Below are 20,958 nucleotides of genomic sequence, written 5' to 3'. Positions count from 1 at the left end.
GAAAAACGTTGATAAGAAGGGGTCTTTATACCTTATATGGGTATTAGGTATATAAAAATGTGGGTATTTTAAAATATTTTAAAAAACACTATAAAAACCTTTTTATAAAAGAGTTTTATAGTTATGTCATCAGTGTTTTCATCTGGGAAATAATCATAAAATATAGGGGGTATATATTATAAAAAGTCGAAAAATAGAGGGTTGATGAAATTGCGCGGGTAAATATGGAAAAATAGATGAAAAAAATGAAAACTGATAGATTTTTTCGTTGTGAAATTGACTTTTAGTGAAGTTACGATAATAATCATGAAAGAGGTGATATGATGAAACGAATAAGTAGTCTTTTCTTGAGTGGTTTATTGGCACTAATGCTGATCTTAAGTGGATGTGCAGGAAAAGAACAAAAAACAGAGAAACAAACAGGGAATCAATCGACATCAGTAGAAAAAATTAATGATAATATTTTAGATGAAATGGAAGGGCCACCTAAAAATGGTCATACGATTGAAAGACATGTAGGCAAATCAGAAGAAGATTTGAAGAATCGCTTGAAGACAGATAAAGTATCAGCAGCAAGTACATACTATAACAAGGAAACAGCAACGAAAGCTGTAAAAGATAGTTTGAAGCAGCATGATAAGGAAATTCAAGACTGGTTAAAAAATTCTAAAGAGGCTCGTCTCGTATTAAATACAACACATTCATTCCCGGTTGGAAAAACGGTAATAAAGAAAAATATGAGTGTAAAAGACAAGTTGGTAAAAACTGTTACTGTTTTAGCAAGAGATAAGTCAGGAGAATTAGGGTTTAAGATTATTACTTCTTATCCATCTGATAAATAAGAAGGGGGAGTACATTATGTATACGACATTACAATACTTTCTTAAATCGTACTGTGCGTTAAGTATTCATGAGGATGAAATAGTAAGCGTGATGGAAGAGTTTATTGAACAAGAAGACGAAGAAATTGTTTTGAAATTACGTGATGAATTAATAAATATGAAGAAAAAGAACGCGTGGGAAGAGGCGTGTGTATTAGCTGCGAAGCAAGGCAATCGTATGTGGTCTTTAGAAGAAACGAAAGACCATCTTGAAACTTTTTTACTATTACTGCAAAAGAAAAAGGCGTGATATAATCACGCCTTTTTCTTTATGCTATTCGGTGGATATTAGCTATTCTTTTGGAGCGCTTTTATATACGCTTTTTGAAATTTGTCCATTTGATATTACTTCCCCGTTTTGTGTTACTTTTTTATACGTAACCGCTGTGATTTTATCACTAGTCCTACTAATTACTTGAGAAGAAACTTCAACATTTTTACCAGTATTTGTACCGAAAATGCGTGTAGTAATACTACCTCCATTTGAAAATGCTTGAATATAAATATGATTGCCCGTATTATTTTTAAATTTTAAATCTGGACCATAATCTGCTACTGCTGCATCTTGCCCAAGTGGTAAATAATTTACCGGCATAGAATGATTGCTTCGAGAAACAATGCCTAAATCTGCCCTTAAAGCTGCGCTGTATAATGTACTACTGACTTGGCAAACTCCTCCGCCTGCACTTTGTATTACTTTACCTTGTGAATATACTGCTGCAGATTTGTAACCATGTGCAGCATCAGTTACGCCAACGCGGCCGTTAAAACTAAACGTTTCATCAGGTGCGACAATAACCCCACTTAAAGTATTGGCTGACTTATTTACGTTAAATGATTGATTTCCGTTACGGCCGGCCATTGGAGTAGAATATTCAGCGATGACTTCTTTAATCCCCATTTTCTGTATGTCTTCTGTAGAGCGTTCTGGTTTTATGAATGTGACTGGCAATGTGACATCTGATTTACCGGTAGTAATAGCTTCGTTTGTTAAACCGTTTAGTTTCCCTTTATCAATTTTTTCTCCGTTTTGGCTTTGACTAACATTTACTGTTGAGCCTTCAATACTGAATTCTGCATTAATAGGATTTTTTAATGTTTCATTATATTTATCTTTTATAAAGGTTTCATAAGCTGTTGCATTTAATTGTGGTGTTAATTTATAGTCACGTTTTAATTCACCGTTTTCAGCTTGCTTACGCATTTTGTAACGATTCATTACGTTTCCTTCTTGTTCTTTAAAGATTTTGTCAATAATATCTTTCTCTTTATAATTTATCCCTAAATCTTTCCATGTGTAAGTTTGTTTATCGTTTTGGAATATGTAGGTAAGGGATTTTTGATCTAATTCAGTTACCTTTTGATTAATAATTGCTTGAATATCTTTCTTATTTTTTCCATCGAGAGAAATACCTTCAAATGTAGTATTCGGTAATGCAGTAGTATCTAATTGATTATTTAATTTGGAGACATATTGATATCCCCCAACACCGCCTACACAAAGTAATATGCCCCCAGCAATTGCAGAACCGATCAGTATTTTACTTAGCTTCATTTATTTCCCCCCAGAAATTTATGTATAAATATATGTATTACATTTTTTGTATAAAAATGATGAAAATAACATTATGTACGTACTAGTATACTATTATTTTCACTATGTGTGTAATGTTTTCATAAAAAATGTTACACCGCTGTAATAATTGTCACTTCTTGTCACAATGTGTATGAAAAATATGTTGAAAAATATGTTGAAAAATATAATAAAAAGGCTGTCTAGAGAAATCTAGCAGCCTTTTTATTATAATTTTTTATGCTCATTTTTATTCGTAACACCGAGATGTTCTTGTAGTTTTGTCGAAATATTATTGACGCTTTTTTCATTTGGAACGTAATAATAAATACCGCCTATATATTTATCTGTACCTTCTACTTGCATTTTTTCCATCTTTAAATTTGAATCCATTGAATTTTTTGTAATTGTCATCATATCATCAAAAGTTAAATTGGTTTTTAAGTCTTTATCGACAGCGTCTAGTAGGCCTCCGATTTTATTAATGGAATTAAGAGATAGTGCCTTTTCAGCAATGGCCTCTAATACAAGCTGTTGGCGTTGACCACGCATATAATCACTATCGATATGACGAGTTCTAGCCAGTGCCAGTGCCTCTTCTCCATTTAAATGTTGACGTCCTTTTTTTAGATGAATTGCATCTGCTTCATCTTTACTATTTTGCTCTGTGAACTCAACTGGAACGTCTACAGTAATACCACCAAGGGAATCAACAATTTTAATAAATGATTTAAAGTTGAATTTTACATAGTAGTCAACTGGAACATCTAAAAAGTTCTCTACCGTATCAATTGTGCTGTCTACACCACCGAATACGTGCGCATGTGTGATTTTATCGTATTTATCACGTGATTTAATGTAGACGCGTGAGTCACGTGGAATGCTTACAAGTTTAACGGATTTATCGTTTTTATTAATTGTTGCAAGTAATAACGCATCTGTTCGAGTTGCTTTTCCATAACCTTTTTCCCTAATATCACTTTCATCAACACCCATAATTAGTACAGAAATGTTGTCGGTCATAGGTTTAACAGCTTTTTCACGTTTACTGGACTTATCTCCTCGACCTAGTTCAGCATAAGCATTATTTAAGACGGACTTTGCTTTACTGTATATATGGAAGGAGTAGCCTCCTGCTCCAAGTGCTACAATTAGTAATGGAATAAGAAGGAACCAAAGTAGGCGTTTTTTCTTTGAGCGTCCTTTTCTGGCTCGCGTATTGTTGTTCGGGTCGGATTTCATCATTTTTTCTCCTTTAAAACTATCGAAGTATATACATTTAGAAGTGTATTCAAACACATAAAAAATATTTTACGCTAAATAAAAGCGATTGTACATGTATAAAAAATAGATGTCTTGATTATTTATCCCGCATTAACGGGCAGTAAAACTCCCACCTCAAAGTCCAGCGAACGCAAGGAAGTTAGGTGGGAGTTAACTGCCCGTAAAAGCCCGATTGGTGAAGGCTAATACTCAGAGGGGGATAGCCCCTCTGAGTAAAGTTTCACTTTATAAGACATCTATTCGTTATTGTATACAAAAGATAGGGATAAGAAAATGATAAAATTTTACCTAATTACAACATAATGCTTACGATAATTGCGGATAAAATGCTAACGAGAGTAGCTCCATATAGTAATTTAAGGCCAAACCTCGCAACAACGTTTCCTTGTTCTTCGTTTAGTCCTTTTACCGCACCTGAAATAATACCAATGGAAGAAAAATTGGCAAAAGACACAAGGAAAACAGAAATAATCCCAACTGTACGGGGAGAAAGGCTATTAGAAATTTTACTAAGGTCCATCATTGCGACAAATTCATTCGTTACAAGCTTCGTTGCCATAATGCTGCCAGCTGCGACAATTTCAGAACTTGGTACACCGATAAGGAATGCGATAGGTGCAAATACATAGCCGATTAATTGTTGGAACGTAATACCGAATATAATGAGGAACAGGTCATTAATACAACTAATTAATGCGACAAATCCGATGAGCATAGCGCCGACAACAATGGCTACACGAAAACCATCAAGAATGTATTCTCCAAGCATTTCAAAAAAGCTTTGTTTTTCACCTTTGATTTCTAAAATATCTTCGTCATCTTTAACGTCGTAAGGGTTAATGATGAGTACGATAATAAAACCGCTAAATAAATTGAGAACGAGTGCAGTTACTACATATTTAGGTTCAATCATTGTCATATAGGCACCTACGATAGACATAGATACGGTTGACATAGCAGAGGCACAAAGTGTATAAAGACGGTGTTTTGGAATTTGAGCTAATTGCTTTTTCACTGTAATAAAAACTTCTGATTGACCGACAATGGCAGAGGCAATAGCATTGTAAGATTCTAATTTCCCAAGACCATTTATTTTACTAAGAAAGTACCCGATCCAATGAATAAAAAATGGTAGTATTTTGAAATGTTGTAATATACCAATTAAAACAGAAATAAAGACGATTGGTAATAATACAGTAAGGAAAAATGGCATTTCACCTTTATTTGCAATACCACCAAATACGAAATTTATTCCATCAGCAGCATACTCGAGTAGCTTTGTAAACAGACTGGAAATGACAAGAATAAGTATGAGACCGATTTCTGTATTTAATAATAGGTAGGTTAAAATTAACTGTATAATAAGCATGATGAAAATTGGTTTAAACTTAATATGTTTCTTATTGTTGCTAGCAATATAAGCGAGTAAGAAAACAACAATTAGTCCGACGAAAAAAGTAATGAATTTCATGATAAGCCCCCTAAAAGAGATATTCTGCTATATATGTTTTTCATTTCAAGGGAGAATATGCATCTTTGGTAAAGAAAGGAATAGAGAGAGTATGAATATATGTAGAGTGCATCACGTTGCAATTATTTGTTCGAATTATGAGAGGTCAAAGAATTTTTATACTAGAATATTAGGGTTTAAAGAGATAAATGAAGTATATAGAAAGGAACGAGATTCTTATAAATTAGATTTATGTGTAGGAGAAGAGTATCAAATCGAATTATTTTCATTTCCAAATCCGCCTGAGCGCAAAAGTTTTCCAGAAGCAGCCGGTCTTAGACATTTAGCATTTGCTGTTACAAATATAGAAGAAGCTGTGAAGCATTTAAACCAATGTGGTGTTAAGACAGAACCAATCCGTATTGATGAAATAACGGGGAAGAAATTCGTCTTTTTCCAAGACCCTGATGGTTTACCTTTAGAATTGTATGAGGTTTGAAAATTGGTGGATTTTATATAGAGTTGCTTTCCAATAATTGAAGAAACTAAAGTGAAACTTCTTTTTAAAAGGAGGTGTAACTTTAGCTAAGAGAGCTAAAGAGCATATGTGGATATTTTAAAATTATTGATGGTAGTCATTCTTATTGGGTTAACAGCATTTTTTGTGGCTGTTGAATTTGCAATTATTAAGGTACGTAGCAGTCGTATTGATCAACTCGTTAGTGAAAAAAGACGAGGTGCACTGGCAGCTAAAAAGGTAACTTCAAATTTAGACGAGTATTTATCGGCCTGTCAGCTAGGTATTACAATTACTGCTTTAGGGCTCGGGTGGTTAGGGGAACCAACTATTAAACATTTACTCGAGCCGTTGTTTTTAAAATTACAATTCTCACCTGCAATTTCCAGTACAGTTTCATTTATTATTGCCTTTGCAGTAATTACATTTTTACATGTTGTCATTGGGGAACTTGCTCCAAAGACATTTGCTATACAAAAAGCAGAACAAGTTAGCTTATTGTTATCGAAACCACTTATTTATTTTTACCGAGTTATGTACCCGTTTATTTGGGCTTTAAATGGTTCAGCGAGGGTTGTAACTGGTTTATTCGGATTACATCCAGCATCTGAACATGAAGTAGCTCATTCAGAAGAAGAATTAAGGTTAATCTTATCTGAGAGCTATGAGAGCGGAGAGATTAACCAAAGGGAATTTAAATATGTAAATAATATTTTTGAATTTGATAATAGAGTAGCAAAAGAAATTATGGTACCTCGTACGGAAGTTGTAGGCTTATATGAGGACGAACCATTTGAAACACATATTAAAGTCATCGCACAAGAAAAGTACACGAGATATCCTGTATTTGGTGAAGATAAAGATGAAATTATTGGGATGGTAAATGTAAAAGATTTATTTATTCGTTATATGGATGGTAATCGGGACGAGGAGTGCTCAATTATGCCATATACAAGGCCAGTTATTGAAGTGCTAGAAAATATTCCAATTCATGATTTACTGTTACAAATGCAAAGAAAACACATTCCATTAGCTGTATTATATGATGAATATGGTGGTACAGCAGGGATTGTTACACTAGAAGATATTTTAGAAGAAATTGTTGGAGAAATTCGAGATGAATACGATGAAGATGAGAATCCACCTATAGAGCATGTAAGTGAAGGATATAAAATCGTAGAGGGAAAAGTGCTTATTAGTGAAGTAAATGATTTGCTTGGCATACATTTAATTGCTGATGATGTAGATACAATTGGTGGCTGGATTATGGTACAAAAACAAATCGTTGCTGAAGGAGATGTTATTGAGAAACACGGTTTTTATTTTAAAGTCCTTGAAAAGGATATGCATCAAATTAAACGAGTGGAAATAAGGAAAGTAGAAGAATGATTTTCTATAAACTTTAATAAAAAGGATATACAGAAAAATAAATGTTTGCGCTTTCAAAAAAGGTGCTATATAGTGAAGGTGGATACTGAAAAATTCTTCTGAATGATACTCGTGTTTTTAGAGGGCGGATTTTTTGGATAAGGATTTAGAATGAAAAAGTATAGGTGATAAAAATGATAGCAACGAAGGATATACGTATAGAAAAAGATTTTTTAGGTGAAAAAGAAGTACCAAGTGCAGCTTATTATGGTGTACAAACATTACGTGCCGTAGAAAACTTCCCAATTACAGGATACCGCATTCATCCATCACTCATTACAGCAATGGCAATTGTGAAAAAAGCAGCGGCACTTGCGAATATAGATACTGGTTACTTAGCTAAAGACATTGGACATGAAATTGCAGAAGCAGCGCAAGAAATTGTTGATGGAAAGTTTCATGATCAATTTATCGTGGATCCTATTCAAGGCGGAGCCGGAACTTCTATTAATATGAATACAAATGAAGTAATTGCGAATAGAGCGTTAGAGCGTATGGGATATGAAAAAGGGGAATATGCGAAAATTAGCCCAAACACTCATGTGAACATGGCCCAATCAACGAACGATGCGTTTCCAACAGGGATTCATATTGCAACTCTTATGATGTTAGAAGAGCTTCTTATTACAATGGAAGAACTTCATTCTGCTTTTCGTAAAAAAGCAAAAGAGTTTGATCACGTTATTAAAATGGGACGCACACATTTACAAGATGCAGTTCCAATTCGCCTTGGACAAGAATTTGAAGCGTATAGCCGAGTACTTGAGCGTGATATAAAAAGAATTAAACAGTCTCGTCAACATTTATATGAAGTGAATATGGGGGCGACAGCTGTTGGTACAGGATTAAATGCAAATCCTACGTATATTGAACAAGTGGTAAAACATTTAAGAACGTTTAGTGGATTCCCACTTGTTGGTGCAGAGCATTTAGTTGATGCAACGCAAAATACAGATGCATACACAGAAGTATCTGCAGCGCTTAAAGTATGTATGATGAACATGTCTAAAATTGCAAACGATCTTCGTATTATGGCGTCTGGTCCACGTGTTGGGTTAGCTGAAATTCAATTGCCAGCACGTCAGCCAGGTTCATCCATTATGCCAGGAAAAGTAAATCCAGTTATGGCAGAAGTAATTAACCAAGTCGCATTCCAAGTAATCGGAAACGATCATACAATTTGCTTAGCGTCAGAAGCAGGACAATTAGAGTTAAACGTAATGGAGCCTGTGCTTGTATTTAATTTAATTCAATCTATAAGCATTATGAATAATGGATTCCGTGTATTCCGTGAATATTGTATTGAAGGAATTACAGCAAATGAAGAATTGCTGAAGCAATATGTTGAGAAAAGTGTTGGAATTATTACAGCAGTTAATCCTCATATTGGTTATGAAGCAGCATCTCGTATTGCACGTGAAGCAATTGAAACAGGAAAATCTGTTAGGGAGTTATGTTTAGAACATGGTGTACTGACAGAAGAGGAATTGGATATTATTTTAGATCCATTCGAAATGACTCATCCTGAAATTGCTGGAGCTTCTTTATTAAAAAATAAAAAAATATAATGTGAAAAACACCGATCCATTTGGATCGGTGTTTTATTTTTAAAAGATATTAAACACAGCGTTTAATTGAAGTAAGCTAATAACAGCTAAGAAGATTAAACTGTATTTCATTGCTGTTTTAAATAGAGCAGATTCTTTACCAACTAGTCCAACTGCGGCACAAGCAACTGCTACAGATTGTGGTGAAACCATTTTTGCCATTGTACCACCTACCACGTTTAAGGCAACGAGTGTAGAAGGAACGATGTTTAATTGGTCTGCTGTTACTGCTTGCAGTGGTGCGAATAAAGAACCACTTGAAACTACTGAACCTGTAATGAATACGCCAATCCATCCTAAGATTGGAGAAAGAATTGGGAATGCATTACCAGTAGATGAGAATGCAAGTCCAAGTGTAGATGACATACCAGAGTAGTTCTCTACGTAAGCTAAAGCGATAACGCTACAAATTGTATATACTGGAGCTTTTAATTCTTTCATTGTTTCAATCATTAATTCTTTAACCATTTTACCTTTTACGCGGTAAACGATAAGTGAAACGATAATTGCTAGTACAATCGCAGTAGTTGTAGAAGAAAATACATCAAATTTGAAAACAGCTGCGAAAGGTGTATCAGCTTTTGTAATTGGTGTAGTTTTCATAACAGCATTATGAAGACCAGGGAACTGAATGTTAAATACTAAGTTTGCTAACGCACCATCTGGAGCAAATAAAGCTTTAATTGGTTTTAAATTAAAGATTGTTACAAATGCAGTTAAGAATACGAATGGAGACCAAGCATATAAAATTTGATTGAATGTATGTGATACTTTAGTTTCTTGTTTTTCTTCTTTAGTAGAAGATTTTGGTTGCCAAACACGTAAGAATAATGCAAGAGCAATCATACTTACAACGGCTGCGAAAATATTAGTAAGTTCTGCACCTAAGAAGTAAGTTACAGCGAATTGAGTAATAGCGAAAGAAACACCACTTACAAGAATACCTTGCCAAGTTTCTTTAATACCTTTAACTCCATCGACCATTGAAACAAGTAAGAAAGGTAAGATAATACTAATGAAAGGTAAAATAAGAACAGTTTGACGACCAATAGTTAATGCGTCAAGTTCAGTTAATTGTGCCGGTACTGTAACTGGAATACCCATAGCACCCATAGCACCACCAGCAATATTAGCTACTAAACAAATACCTGCTGCTTTTAATGGATTAAAGCCCATACCCACAAGTAGTGCAGCTGTAATAGCAACTGGAACCCCTAGACCAGCTGCGCCTTCTAAGAAAGCACCGAAAGAATAAGCAATTAATAATACTTGTAAACGTTGATCATTTGTAATGCTTGAAATACTATCGCGAATAATATTGAACTGCTCTGTTTTAACAGTTAATTTGTAAAGGAAAATTGCGGCAATAACGATAGTACAAATTGGATAAAATCCAGATAAAACACCGAATCCAGCAGATGCTACAGCTACTGTTGCTGGCATTTTATAAACAAATATTGCAAGAATAATAGCGACAATCACACTGTAAAGACCAGCGATATAACTTTTCATTTTCAGTCCCATTAAACAAATGATGAAGCAGAAAATTGGAAGTGCTGCGATTAGTGCAGATAACCAAATATTGTTTAATGGATCATAAATTTGTGTCCAAGTACTCATAATAATGACAACTCCTATCTATTATATGTGAATAAATTCACATTATTTGTGAAACTATTCACAATCAACTTACATGCTTAGTATATTCTCCTTCAACACTATTGTCAACGTAAAAAAGTATAATTATTCCATAATAGTGTTAAAAGAAAAGCTTTGTTCATAAAGTAGACAAAAAAACACACTCAAATGAATTTAAGTGTGCTGTATAAATTATTTGCATATTATTTTGCTTATTCAGATGGCATGTTCCCTATAGGTGTATATTAGATGCCGTCTCTTATCCCGCATTAACGGGCAGTAAGACCCACACCTCAAAATTCAGCGGAAGCAAAGAAGTTAGGTGGGGATCGGGCTGCCAGTAAACGCCCGGTTGGTGAGGGCTGATAATCAGTGGGGATGAACAAAAACCCTACTGATTAAAGTTTGATATATGCACTTATCTGTCCTGTTTGATTTAGTGAGAGAGGAACGGTCAGTGGATTTAATAGGAAGTTTTTCACAACAATTCAACCGCTTGCAATACGAATAAAAAATAAGAAACAAATTTTTAATACCATATCATCTCTTTTTACTGAAAATTCCTTTTAGCGTAACAAAGAGGTTAAGTATAGTTCAACTACATTACGATAGGTTATCAATTATAGACGATATTTTACAATACCGTTACTGTGCATTTCAATGAGGTGAAAATATAACAAAAAGCCTGATAAAACAACGTTTGTAAGCAAAGTATTCGTAGGCCATTATTTTGCTTTTTCGTTATATCATATAGTATAATATTCAAAATCAGCAAGGATTTTTTCCTGAATTTTTGCTGATGAAGATGGAAAAAATTTTCGGCTTTATAGGTTGATAAAGTTATGTCGTAACAGGAAATATAAGAACAGATATATAAATAAATAAAAAGAACATAAAAACGCAAATAAAAACGAAAATGAGGGGAACTTTATGAACCAAAATCAATTCGAATGTCGTATTTCAGAAGAAGATGTACAAATGTTAAGAGCGTTAGCTCACCCACTTCGTCTACGTCTAGTAATGGAACTTATGCAAAGAGGAACATGTAATGTAACACAACTACAGGAAGTATTAGAAATTCCGCAATCAACGGTTTCACAACATTTAACGAAGTTAAAGCAAAATAAAGTAGTGCGCTTTGAAAGACGAGGATTAGAAGTGTATTATCAAATCCATAATGATAAAGTAAGTGCGGTAGTAAAAACATTATTTTCTTAAAATTTGAATATTATGGAAAAAGACGTGTAGAATATACGTCTTTTTTTATTTGTCAGAAAGGTAGCGAGAGAGTAAATATTAGCATGTGAGGTAGAAATGACTATTAATCAATATGCTGCCTTACCGAATATATTCTAAAAGGAAAAGAAAAAATAGAAAGGAGTGTAGTAAGCAAAAGGAGGGATAGTAGTATGGATGTGAAACGTGTGAAACAAATCTTATCTTCTTCAAGTAGAATTGACGTTACATATGAGGGCGTACCAGTATGGATTGAGAGCTGTGATGAGCAGAAGGGGAGTGCTCAAGTGTATGATGTATCTAATCCTGGTGAGAGCGTTCATGTGGACGTGACAGCTTTAGAGGAGAAATAATAAAAAAGACGCTTCTAATTTTAGAAGCGTCTTTTTGTTATTCCATCATATGTGCAATTTTCTTAGAGAACATAAGAAGTACTAAGCCCAGTACAATTACGATAATACCGATGCTTGCGAATACTTCTAAATATCCTAAAGATTGAGTGAAAGCGGCTAATTGTCCTGCTAATAAGTTTGCGAAGCCAGTACCAGCTAACCATACACCCATTAATAATGATGCTAGTTTAACAGGAGCGATTGCACTTACCATAGATAATCCGATTGGTGATAAGAATAACTCACCGATTGTGTGGAACATGTAAGTGAATACAATGAATAGTAAGTTTGCTTTCATTGTAATGTTACCTTCATCGCTACCAGTTTTTAAAACAGCTAAAGTTAGAACTAAATATCCAATCCCTAGTAAAATCATACCTAATGCCATTTTTGTTGGGATTTTCAAATCACCATTTTTTGTTTTTGAAAGCTTAATCCATAACGCAGAAACAGGTAATGCTAGTAAGATAATGAATAGTGGGTTTACAGATTGGAACCAAGGTGTTGGAATTGTAAATCCACCAATTGTACGATCTACGAACTTATCTGTGTAAAGTGTTAAAGAGCTACCAGCTTGTTCAAATCCTGCCCAGAAGAATACAACGAAACAAGTTAAAATTAAAATTGCAACAGTACGTTTTTTCTCTTGTGGTGTTAAAGGTTTTTTCTCAACAGCTTTTGCATTTTGTTCTTTAGATTTTTTACCCACAACTGTTGTTCCAGCTGATCCTAAGTAACGAGGTGCTAATAAGTTAAATGCAATTTGTCCAATAATCATACCGATACAAGCTGTTAAGAAACCGTATCTATAATCTGCGAAGTAACCGCAAATGAATGGAGCGATAAGAGCTCCTAAGTTAATCCCCATGTAGAAGATAGTGAAGGCACTATCACGACGAGAATCGTTGTCACTATATAATTGACCTAATAAAGTCGAAATATTCGGTTTGAAGAATCCGTTACCGATAACTAATAATCCTAATCCTAAAAATAGTCCAGTTTTCGTATTCATTGAAAATAGTACGAAGTTACCAATTGCCATGATGATACCACCAATAGTAATGGCATGTCGCTTCGTAATGAAATGGTCAGTTAACCAACCACCAATAATAGGTGTGAAATATACAAGCATTGTGAAAATACCGTAAATTTGAACTGCAACTGCTTTATCAAATCCTAAACCGCCGCTTACTAAGCTCGTTGTTAAATAAAGAACTAATAAGCCACGCATTCCGTAATAACTAAATCTTTCCCATGCCTCTGTAAAGAACAACAAGTATAACCCTGGTGGATGTTTTTTTGGTGATTGTTGCTCTCCAGCTTTGTCTAATTTTAAAGCTGCATCCATGTTTGTTTCCCCCTAATCCTGTATAACGGATATTTATGTAATCATTTTAATTTACAAAATATTTAGAAGTCAATAGAATTATATGGAAATAGAAAGAAAATTTCTGAAAAAGTTCTATTTTTCTTCGACCGTTACTGTATTTTGCCCTGAAAACAAGATGATAAGCGTTTTCAAATGTAATAATTGAATTCTAAAAGAAAATAAAATAGTGATTAATCAGAAAATTTAGATTAAAATATTTATTCTGATATAAAGAAAATATATTCTATTTACTTTCTAAATATAACATATTGGGAATAAAAATACAAAACGAAATAATGTGACATTTAAGTGAATTGAAAAATAACCAGCTCCATAGAAGGGAGCTGGTTAAGGAAATATTATTTAACAAAGCGTTTTTCGATGTCATCTAATAGTAGGTTAGCGGCCATTACGCCACCAGCTGTATTCCAAATAACGTCATCAACTTTGTATGCTTTACCATTTTTTACTGCATTTAAATTTTTAAATAGCGGATCATTAATATATTCTTTTTCTAATTCAGATCCTTTTTTCTCATTTCCTTTATCGAATGTGAAGTAGAATAATACGTCACCATCCATTGCAGAAATACGCTCTTTAGATACGTTACGCTCTGCAAAATCATCTTTGTTTTGATCTCCAGGACGTTTAAATCCAAGTTCTTTTAAAATAACACCAGAGAATGTATCACCATGATAAATACGAACATCACCAGGCATGAAACGAACCATAGAGATTTCTTGATTTACTTTATCGCCAAGTTTGCCTTTTAAATCTTTCATACGTGATTCGTAATCAGCTACAACTTTTTGACCTTCTTTTTCTTTATTTAATGCTTTTGCATAAAATTTGAAGTTATCTTTCCATTCACCACGTAATGTTTCTGAGAACACAGTAGGTGCAATTGCTTTTAGTTGTTCGTACACTTTTTCGTGACGCATTTTGTTACCGATAATTAAGTCTGGTTTTAAAGAAGCAATTGTTTCAACGTTAACTTGTCCTTCATCACCAACAACTTTTACATCTTTCATTTTATCCTTAATATGTGGATACCATGGGTCACCAGTCCAAGACTTTACAGCACCAACTGGTTTCACACCTAATTCAAGTAAAGCTTCAGTTCCTTCATTTGTTAAGATAACTACACGTTTTGGATTAGCAGGAACTTCTGTTTTACCCATTGCATGTTCTACAGTAACCACTTCTTTTTTATTATCTTCTTTTGTAGATTCTTCTTTGTTACTTGATTTTCCACAAGCGCTTAAAAGCATTGAAAATGCTAGTAAAAATACAAATACTGTAAACGATTTCTTCCGCATGAAATTCATTATGTACCCCCTACATGTTGAGAATATTTTTCAATAGCAAGCATGATATTAAGCCTTTATCTTTTAATTGTCAATATATATGGGTGAAAATAATTCTCATTTCCGTTGACAATAAGAATTAAGTTGAAATACACTAACAACGTATCATTATACATTGAAGGGGAAACGCTGCATGTTATTAAAAACAAATCGAGCAAAAGGGATTGGATTATTTGTTGGAATCATTGCAGTCGTTATTTGTATTTGGGGAAGTATTATTTTCGGATATACAAATACGAGTTGGAAACTAGCATTGGATGCTTTTTTCCATTTTAACGGTTCCAATGAACATATTATTATTCAAAATGTACGTCTGCCTAGGGCGTTAATTGCAGCTAGTGTTGGTGCTAGTTTAGCCATTGCTGGTTGTCTTATGCAAACTTTAACTAAGAATCCACTTGCTTCTCCAGATTTTATTGGATTAAATTCAGGTGCTGCGTTCTTCATAGTTGTAGCAATTGTAATCTTTTCAGTAACATCATTATCAGCTTTCACATGGATCGCCTTTTTAGGAGCGGCGGTTGCAGCTGTGCTTGTATTTGCTTCTAGTTCTTTAGGAAAAGAAGGGACTACTCCTCTTAAGTTAACGTTAGCAGGGGTCGCAATTAGTGCGTTATTTTCATCATTAACACAAGGATTACTTGTGTTAAATGAAAAAGCACTTGAAGAGGTATTATTTTGGCTTGCTGGATCTGTGCAAGGGCGAAAGTTAGAAATTTTACAATCTGTATTCCCATATTTATTAATAGGATGGATTGCATCTCTTATTATGGCAGGAAAAGTAAATACATTGATGATGGGAGAAGACGTCGCGAAAGGACTTGGACAACGAACAATTTTAATGAAATCATTCGTGTTACTTATTATTGTACTGTTGTCTGGTGGTTCAGTTGCGGTTGCTGGCCCAATTGGATTTATTGGGATTATTACTCCGCATTTTGCTAGATTTCTTGTTGGAGTTGACCACAGATGGAGAGTGCCTTATAGCGGATTGTTAGGTGCAATACTACTAATATTGGCTGATATAGCAGCAAGATATGTCATTATGCCACAAGAAGTACCAGTAGGAGTTATGACAGCATTTATTGGAGCACCGTTCTTTATTTATATTGCACGTAAGAGAGGGCTTAGCAAATGAAGAAATATATTCCGTTTCGTATAGGAAAAGGCGAGCTCTCGTTTTTAATGTATAAACGAGCTTGTCTCGTCTTGTTAAGTTTACTACTTGTTTTAATAGGATTATTCTTTGCGAGCGCAGGTATGGGAGACATGAAAATTGCTCCTTATGACGTATGGCAAGCAATTACCGGAAATGGCGATGCGATGTCAAACATGGTTGTAAATAAGTTTCGTATGCCGCGTATTTTAATTGCTATCCTCGTAGGAATTGCGCTCGCGGTAGCGGGCTGTATTTTACAAGGGCTTGTTCGAAATCCACTTGCTTCTCCTGATATCATCGGGATTACGGGCGGGGCAAGTGTTGCAGTTGTATTATTTTTAGCGCTATTTAGTGATAAAAATAATGCACTAACGGTAAGTATTCATTATATGCCGCTCGCAGCTTTTGCAGGAGCAACGATTGTAGCGGTTTTTGTATACTTATTTGCATGGCAAAATGATGGATTATCACCAATTAGTCTCGTTTTAATTGGTGTTGGATTCTGGGCATTAACGAAGGCTGCGACAACATTATTTATGTTGCTAGCACCAATTTATCAAGCGAGCCAAGCAAATGTATGGATTACGGGTACCGTTTATGGCTCTTCTTGGCAAAATGTTATGGTACTTGCGCCTTGGGTTCTCATTTTAACAGTAATATCATTTATCGCAGCTAGGCATTTAAATGCACAAGAGCTAGGGGATGATATAGCGGTAGGACTTGGGGTTCCTTTAACGAAGTCGCGTGTATTTATGCTATTACTTAGTACAGCTTTAATTGGTGGTGCGGTAGCTTTTGCCGGAGGGATTGGATTTGTCGGTTTAATGGCACCTCATATTTCACGAAGATTGGTTGGTTCTTTATACGGTGCATTACTCCCAGTTGCAGCTATTGTCGGTGCAATTCTAGTACTTGCTGCAGATTTAATAGGGCGTACAATTTTCACGCCACTTGAAATTCCAGCAGGGGTATTTACATCAGCAATTGGTGCACCTTATTTTATTTATTTACTTTATAAAAGTCGGAATTCATAAAGGGAGATGAATATGCAAAAAGCATTGGAGACGAAACGCTTGACGTTGTCTTATGGTGAAACAAGTATTATTGATGAGTTGAATTTAGAAATTCCAAAAGGCGAAATTACAATCTTTATCGGCTCTAACGGTTGCGGGAAATCAACTTTATTACGTTCACTAGCTAGATTATTAAAACCAACAACTGGTGATATTTTGTTAGATAATCAAGCCATTCAAAGTATGCAAACGAAGCAAATCGCTCGTCAAATGGCGATTTTACCGCAAGGACCACAAGCACCAGAAGGACTTACAGTATTACAACTTGTAAAGCAAGGGCGTTATCCATACCAAACATGGCTGAAGCAATGGTCAGAAAAAGATGAGGAAATGGTACAGAAAGCACTTGCAGCGACAGGTATGACAGAATTTGCTGAGCGTGATGTGCATGCTCTTTCAGGTGGGCAACGTCAACGTGCTTGGATCGCAATGACACTTGCACAAGATACAGATATCATTTTACTGGATGAGCCCACTACATACTTAGATATGACTCACCAAATTGAAGTGCTGGATTTATTATTCGAATTAAATGAAACAGAACAAAGAACAATTGTTATGGTATTACATGATCTAAATTTAGCATGCCGCTATGCAGATAACATTGTAGCAATTCAAGATAAACAAATATATGCACAAGGTAAACCTGAAGAAGTGGTAGATGAGAAACTAGTACGTGATGTATTCCGAATGGAGTGTCAAATTAGTACGGATCCGTTGTTTGGAACACCGCTTTGTATCCCGCATGGAAGAGGAAGACGTGTAGTTAAAGAAGTTGCTCAGGCGATAAGATAAAAAAACGATGAGTGATTCATCGTTTTTTTTTTATTTGGTACAAGAAAATAAGAGGAAGAGAGGAATTCGTAAGCGACGTTTATACTCTTCTTCATTTTGAAAATAGATTGGATTTGGTGTAGCTTCTTTTAATGATGTAATGGTAAATCCAGCTTGCTGTAATAATGTGAAATACTCTTCCGTTGTACGATGATATTTAATAACTTCTTGGTCAATCCATGGTTCAACCCGTTTGCCTAGTTTAAAATAATCATCGACGAGCCAACTCGTTCTTTTACCACTTGTTTGTAAGCTTTCAAATGAAGAAGTAATAACGGGATGTTGAACGCTAAAGGTAAAGGTGCCATTTGTTTTTAAAGTTTGAAACACATTTTGAAAAATGGTATCAAGATGTTCAATATAATGTAAGGCGAGTCTAGATGTTACTAAATCAAAAGTGGAAGAGGGATAGGTATAATCTTTGAGGTTTAAAAAATGAACAGATCCATTTTTATTTTCTAGTTGATTTTTAGCTTTTTCATACATAAGTTCGGAGCCTTCAATGCCAGTGTAAGAGTAGCATCCCTTTTCTAATAATTCCGCACCAAACTTAGCGTCACCACAGCCTAAATCGAGAATTTGTTTTCCTTGCACATGACCAATGAGCTGAAAGAATACTGGTTTTTCAATGGATTCATTTGGGCTATTTTCTCGGTATCTTCGTTTCATATATTGTTCGAAAAATGCTGTGTTATTGTATACATCAGATTCTGTAAATGCCATGTTTGAAACCTCCCAAAATATTTTTTTAATTCTATCAAATATGAAAAGTAAATGATAGATTTATTATAATGAATCATATATAATCTAAAATTGTAAGCGGTTACTTTAAACTATTTTTCTATAATAAATTCTGAAAACGTGTTAAGCTAGTAGAGGGATTATTAGAACTATTAAGACAATAATCCGCTTACATGAACGATGGGAGGCTTCACGATGTCTAGTAAAACACTTGCAAAATTTTTAGAAGAAAATTTAGAGGATTTAAAATCAAAGGGGCTTTATAACGTAATTGATCCGCTTGAGAGTTCAAATGGACCAATCATTACAATTGGCGGAAAAGAATATATTAACTTATCTTCAAACAACTATCTTGGATTAGCAACAGATAGCCGTTTGCAAGAAGCAGCAATTGGTGCAATTCATAAGTACGGTGTTGGGGCAGGAGCTGTTCGTACAATTAACGGTACTTTAGATTTGCATATTAAATTAGAAGAGACAATTGCAAAGTTTAAACATACAGAAGCGGCAATTGCTTACCAATCAGGATTTAACTGTAATATGGCAGCGATTTCAGCTGTTATGGATAAAAATGATGCAATTCTTTCAGACGAATTAAACCATGCTTCTATTATTGATGGTAGTCGTCTATCAAAGGCAAAAATTATTGTTTATAAACATTCTGATATGGAAGATTTACGCCAAAAAGCAATCGCGGCGAAAGAATCGGGTCTTTACAATAAATTAATGGTAATTACAGACGGTGTCTTCTCAATGGATGGAGATGTTGCAAAACTACCAGAAATTGTTGAGATTGCAGAAGAATTAGATTTAATGACATATGTAGACGATGCACACGGTTCAGGTGTACTTGGAAAAGGTGCAGGAACTGTAAAGCACTTCGGTCTATCTGATAAAGTTGATTTCCAAATTGGTACATTATCAAAAGCAATTGGGGTAATTGGTGGATATGTAGCAGGGAAACAAAACTTAATTGACTGGTTAAAAGTTCGTTCACGTCCATTCTTATTCTCTACAGCATTAACACCAGCTGATGCAGCAGCTTGCATGAGATCAATTGAAATCTTAATGGAAAGCACAGAGTTACATGATCGTTTATGGGAAAATGGCCGCTACTTAAAACAAGGATTAAAAGAACTTGGCTTTAACATTGGGGAAAGTGAAACGCCAATTACACCTTGTATTATTGGGGACGAGGTGTTAACACAAGAATTTAGTAAGCGTCTAAATGAAGAAGGTGTATACGCAAAATCTATTGTGTTCCCAACTGTAGCAAAAGGAAAAGGTCGTGTTCGTAATATGCCTACAGCAGCTCATACGAAAGAAATGTTAGATGAAGCAATTCGTAAGTATGAAAAAGTAGGAAAAGAAATGGGCATCATTTAAGTAAGGGCATCTTTTGAATAGCTTGCAAATGAGGAGTGGGGAAAATGAAAAAAATTCTAGTAACCGGTTCTTTAGGGCAAATTGGTTCTGAACTAGTAATGAAACTTCGTGATGTATACGGCGCATCAAATGTTATTGCAACAGATATTCGTGAAACAGATAGTGAAGTAGTAAAGTCTGGTCCGTTTGAAACGTTAGATGTAACAGATGGACAAAAATTACATGATATTGCAAAGCATAATGAAGTAGATACAATTATTCATTTAGCAGCTTTACTTTCAGCAACAGCAGAAAAAAATCCGTTATTCGCATGGAACTTAAATATGGGCGGACTTGTAAATGCATTAGAAGCAGCTCGTGAATTAAACTGTAAGTTCTTCACGCCAAGTTCGATCGGTGCATTCGGTCCATCGACGCCAAAAGATAATACACCGCAAGATACAATTCAGCGTCCTACTACGATGTATGGGGTAAACAAAGTAGCAGGAGAATTACTATGTGATTATTATCATCAAAAGTTTGGCGTAGATACGCGCGGTGTCCGTTTCCCAGGTTTAATTTCTTACGTAGCTCCTCCAGGAGGCGGAACGACTGATTATGCAGTTGAAATTTATTATGAGGCGATTAAAAAAGGTGCATACACCTCATACATTGCTGAAGGAACGTACATGGACATGATGTATATGCCTGATGCTTTACAAGCGATCATTTCATTAATGGAAGCTGATCCAAGTAAGCTAGTGCATAGAAATGCATTTAACATTACGGCAATGAGTTTTGAGCCAGAGCAAATTGCAGCATCAATTCGTAAACACATTCCGACGTTTACAATGGATTATGCAGTAGATTCAGCTCGTCAAACAATCGCTGATAGTTGGCCAAACTCTATTGACGCAACTGCAGCAATGAAAGAGTGGGGCTTTAAAGCAGAATACGATTTAGACAAAATGACAACGGACATGTTGGCTAAGTTAAAAAAAAAGCTCACAGCTGAGTTAGTGATGAATTAATAGGAAGAGTCGA

The 20,958-nt window shown here is 34.9% G+C and carries 19 protein-coding genes; 12 read left to right on the top strand and 7 right to left on the bottom strand.

Going from position 1 to position 20,958, the window contains the following annotated elements:
• Window positions 1-323 precede the first annotated feature (323 nt).
• Together MHI28_RS14770 and MHI28_RS14765 are read left to right on the top strand one after the other, a co-directional pair.
• Entirely contained in the window at window positions 324-842 is a 519-nt protein-coding gene (locus MHI28_RS14770) for an RNase A-like domain-containing lipoprotein (RefSeq protein WP_000822701.1), read from the top strand.
• A gap of 16 nt (window positions 843-858) precedes the next feature.
• Window positions 859-1,131, top strand: coding sequence for a hypothetical protein (locus MHI28_RS14765; RefSeq protein ID WP_000288790.1), 273 nt, complete (start codon window positions 859-861; stop codon window positions 1,129-1,131).
• 42 nt (window positions 1,132-1,173) lie between these two features.
• Here MHI28_RS14765 and MHI28_RS14760 read toward each other — a convergent pair whose 3' ends face one another.
• The 3 genes from MHI28_RS14760 to MHI28_RS14750 all read right to left on the bottom strand — a co-directional run bounded on the left by MHI28_RS14760 (window position 1,174) and on the right by MHI28_RS14750 (window position 5,209).
• Window positions 1,174-2,436, bottom strand: a complete 1,263-nt coding sequence (locus MHI28_RS14760) for a VanW family protein (protein WP_000777351.1) — start codon at window positions 2,434-2,436, stop codon at window positions 1,174-1,176.
• 246 nt (window positions 2,437-2,682) lie between these two features.
• Window positions 2,683-3,699 carry an LCP family protein gene (locus MHI28_RS14755; RefSeq protein ID WP_002083775.1) on the bottom strand — a complete coding sequence of 339 codons (1,017 nt, stop codon included), beginning with the start codon at window positions 3,697-3,699 and terminating at the stop codon, window positions 2,683-2,685.
• Window positions 3,700-4,030: 331 nt separating this feature from the next.
• Window positions 4,031-5,209, bottom strand: a complete 1,179-nt coding sequence (locus MHI28_RS14750; RefSeq protein WP_340828065.1) for a NupC/NupG family nucleoside CNT transporter — start codon at window positions 5,207-5,209, stop codon at window positions 4,031-4,033.
• Window positions 5,210-5,300: 91 nt separating this feature from the next.
• Between MHI28_RS14750 and gloA2 the strand changes: the two genes are divergently transcribed.
• From gloA2 to aspA, 3 genes are all read left to right on the top strand, one after another.
• The gene (gene gloA2, locus MHI28_RS14745; RefSeq protein ID WP_001017673.1) at window positions 5,301-5,687 is read left to right on the top strand and encodes an SMU1112c/YaeR family gloxylase I-like metalloprotein; all 387 of its coding nucleotides are present in this window, start codon (window positions 5,301-5,303) and stop codon (window positions 5,685-5,687) included.
• A 108-nt stretch (window positions 5,688-5,795) separates the two neighbouring features.
• Window positions 5,796-7,094 (top strand): hemolysin family protein, encoded by a 1,299-nt coding sequence (locus tag MHI28_RS14740; RefSeq protein ID WP_000353320.1) that lies wholly within the window; start codon window positions 5,796-5,798, stop codon window positions 7,092-7,094.
• Window positions 7,095-7,267: 173 nt separating this feature from the next.
• The gene (aspA, locus tag MHI28_RS14735) at window positions 7,268-8,701 is read left to right on the top strand and encodes an aspartate ammonia-lyase (RefSeq protein ID WP_000562136.1); all 1,434 of its coding nucleotides are present in this window, start codon (window positions 7,268-7,270) and stop codon (window positions 8,699-8,701) included.
• A 39-nt stretch (window positions 8,702-8,740) separates the two neighbouring features.
• Here the strand turns inward: aspA and MHI28_RS14730 are convergent, their stop codons facing one another.
• Window positions 8,741-10,360 (bottom strand): L-lactate permease, encoded by a 1,620-nt coding sequence (locus MHI28_RS14730; protein WP_000109120.1) that lies wholly within the window; start codon window positions 10,358-10,360, stop codon window positions 8,741-8,743.
• 948 nt (window positions 10,361-11,308) lie between these two features.
• On the opposite strand from MHI28_RS14730, the gene MHI28_RS14725 reads away from it, so the two are divergent.
• Window positions 11,309-11,596 (top strand): ArsR/SmtB family transcription factor, encoded by a 288-nt coding sequence (locus MHI28_RS14725; RefSeq protein ID WP_001075219.1) that lies wholly within the window; start codon window positions 11,309-11,311, stop codon window positions 11,594-11,596.
• Between the two features lie 191 nt (window positions 11,597-11,787).
• Window positions 11,788-11,967, top strand: a complete 180-nt coding sequence (locus tag MHI28_RS14720; RefSeq protein WP_000382679.1) for an acid-soluble spore protein H — start codon at window positions 11,788-11,790, stop codon at window positions 11,965-11,967.
• 37 nt (window positions 11,968-12,004) lie between these two features.
• Here the strand turns inward: MHI28_RS14720 and MHI28_RS14715 are convergent, their stop codons facing one another.
• Both MHI28_RS14715 and MHI28_RS14710 read right to left on the bottom strand, forming a co-directional pair.
• Window positions 12,005-13,354: a peptide MFS transporter gene (locus MHI28_RS14715; protein WP_000338303.1), complete on the bottom strand. Its 1,350-nt coding sequence runs from the start codon at window positions 13,352-13,354 to the stop codon at window positions 12,005-12,007.
• Between the two features lie 380 nt (window positions 13,355-13,734).
• Window positions 13,735-14,703: an ABC transporter substrate-binding protein gene (locus MHI28_RS14710; RefSeq protein ID WP_001010281.1), complete on the bottom strand. Its 969-nt coding sequence runs from the start codon at window positions 14,701-14,703 to the stop codon at window positions 13,735-13,737.
• 172 nt (window positions 14,704-14,875) lie between these two features.
• Between MHI28_RS14710 and MHI28_RS14705 the strand changes: the two genes are divergently transcribed.
• Genes MHI28_RS14705 through MHI28_RS14695 form a run of 3 tightly spaced genes read left to right on the top strand, consistent with a single transcriptional unit; the run spans window position 14,876 to window position 17,769 of the window.
• On the top strand, window positions 14,876-15,880 hold the full coding sequence (locus tag MHI28_RS14705) for a FecCD family ABC transporter permease (protein ID WP_000925213.1): 1,005 nt from the start codon (window positions 14,876-14,878) through the stop codon (window positions 15,878-15,880).
• Window positions 15,877-16,935: a FecCD family ABC transporter permease gene (locus MHI28_RS14700; RefSeq protein WP_000760052.1), complete on the top strand. Its 1,059-nt coding sequence runs from the start codon at window positions 15,877-15,879 to the stop codon at window positions 16,933-16,935. Before MHI28_RS14705 ends, MHI28_RS14700 begins: the two co-directional genes overlap by 4 nt.
• A 12-nt stretch (window positions 16,936-16,947) precedes the next feature.
• Entirely contained in the window at window positions 16,948-17,769 is an 822-nt protein-coding gene (locus tag MHI28_RS14695; protein WP_001167972.1) for an ABC transporter ATP-binding protein, read from the top strand.
• Window positions 17,770-17,799: 30 nt separating this feature from the next.
• Here the strand turns inward: MHI28_RS14695 and MHI28_RS14690 are convergent, their stop codons facing one another.
• Window positions 17,800-18,531, bottom strand: a complete 732-nt coding sequence (locus tag MHI28_RS14690; RefSeq protein WP_000885973.1) for a class I SAM-dependent DNA methyltransferase — start codon at window positions 18,529-18,531, stop codon at window positions 17,800-17,802.
• Between the two features lie 213 nt (window positions 18,532-18,744).
• Here MHI28_RS14690 and MHI28_RS14685 point away from each other — a divergent pair, with 213 nt between their 5' ends.
• Both MHI28_RS14685 and MHI28_RS14680 read left to right on the top strand, forming a co-directional pair.
• On the top strand, window positions 18,745-19,935 hold the full coding sequence (locus MHI28_RS14685; protein ID WP_000095903.1) for a glycine C-acetyltransferase: 1,191 nt from the start codon (window positions 18,745-18,747) through the stop codon (window positions 19,933-19,935).
• A gap of 44 nt (window positions 19,936-19,979) precedes the next feature.
• A complete protein-coding gene (locus MHI28_RS14680) occupies window positions 19,980-20,945 on the top strand; it encodes an L-threonine 3-dehydrogenase (protein ID WP_000723120.1) in 966 nt (321 codons plus the stop codon).
• Window positions 20,946-20,958 lie beyond the last annotated feature (13 nt).

This window comes from Bacillus sp. FSL K6-0268 (genome assembly GCF_038005425.1).
In the GTDB taxonomy this organism is placed as follows: domain Bacteria; phylum Bacillota; class Bacilli; order Bacillales; family Bacillaceae_G; genus Bacillus_A; species Bacillus_A thuringiensis_S.
Note: the sequence above shows the minus strand (reverse complement) of the source record. Positions and strands in the feature narration are given on the sequence as shown.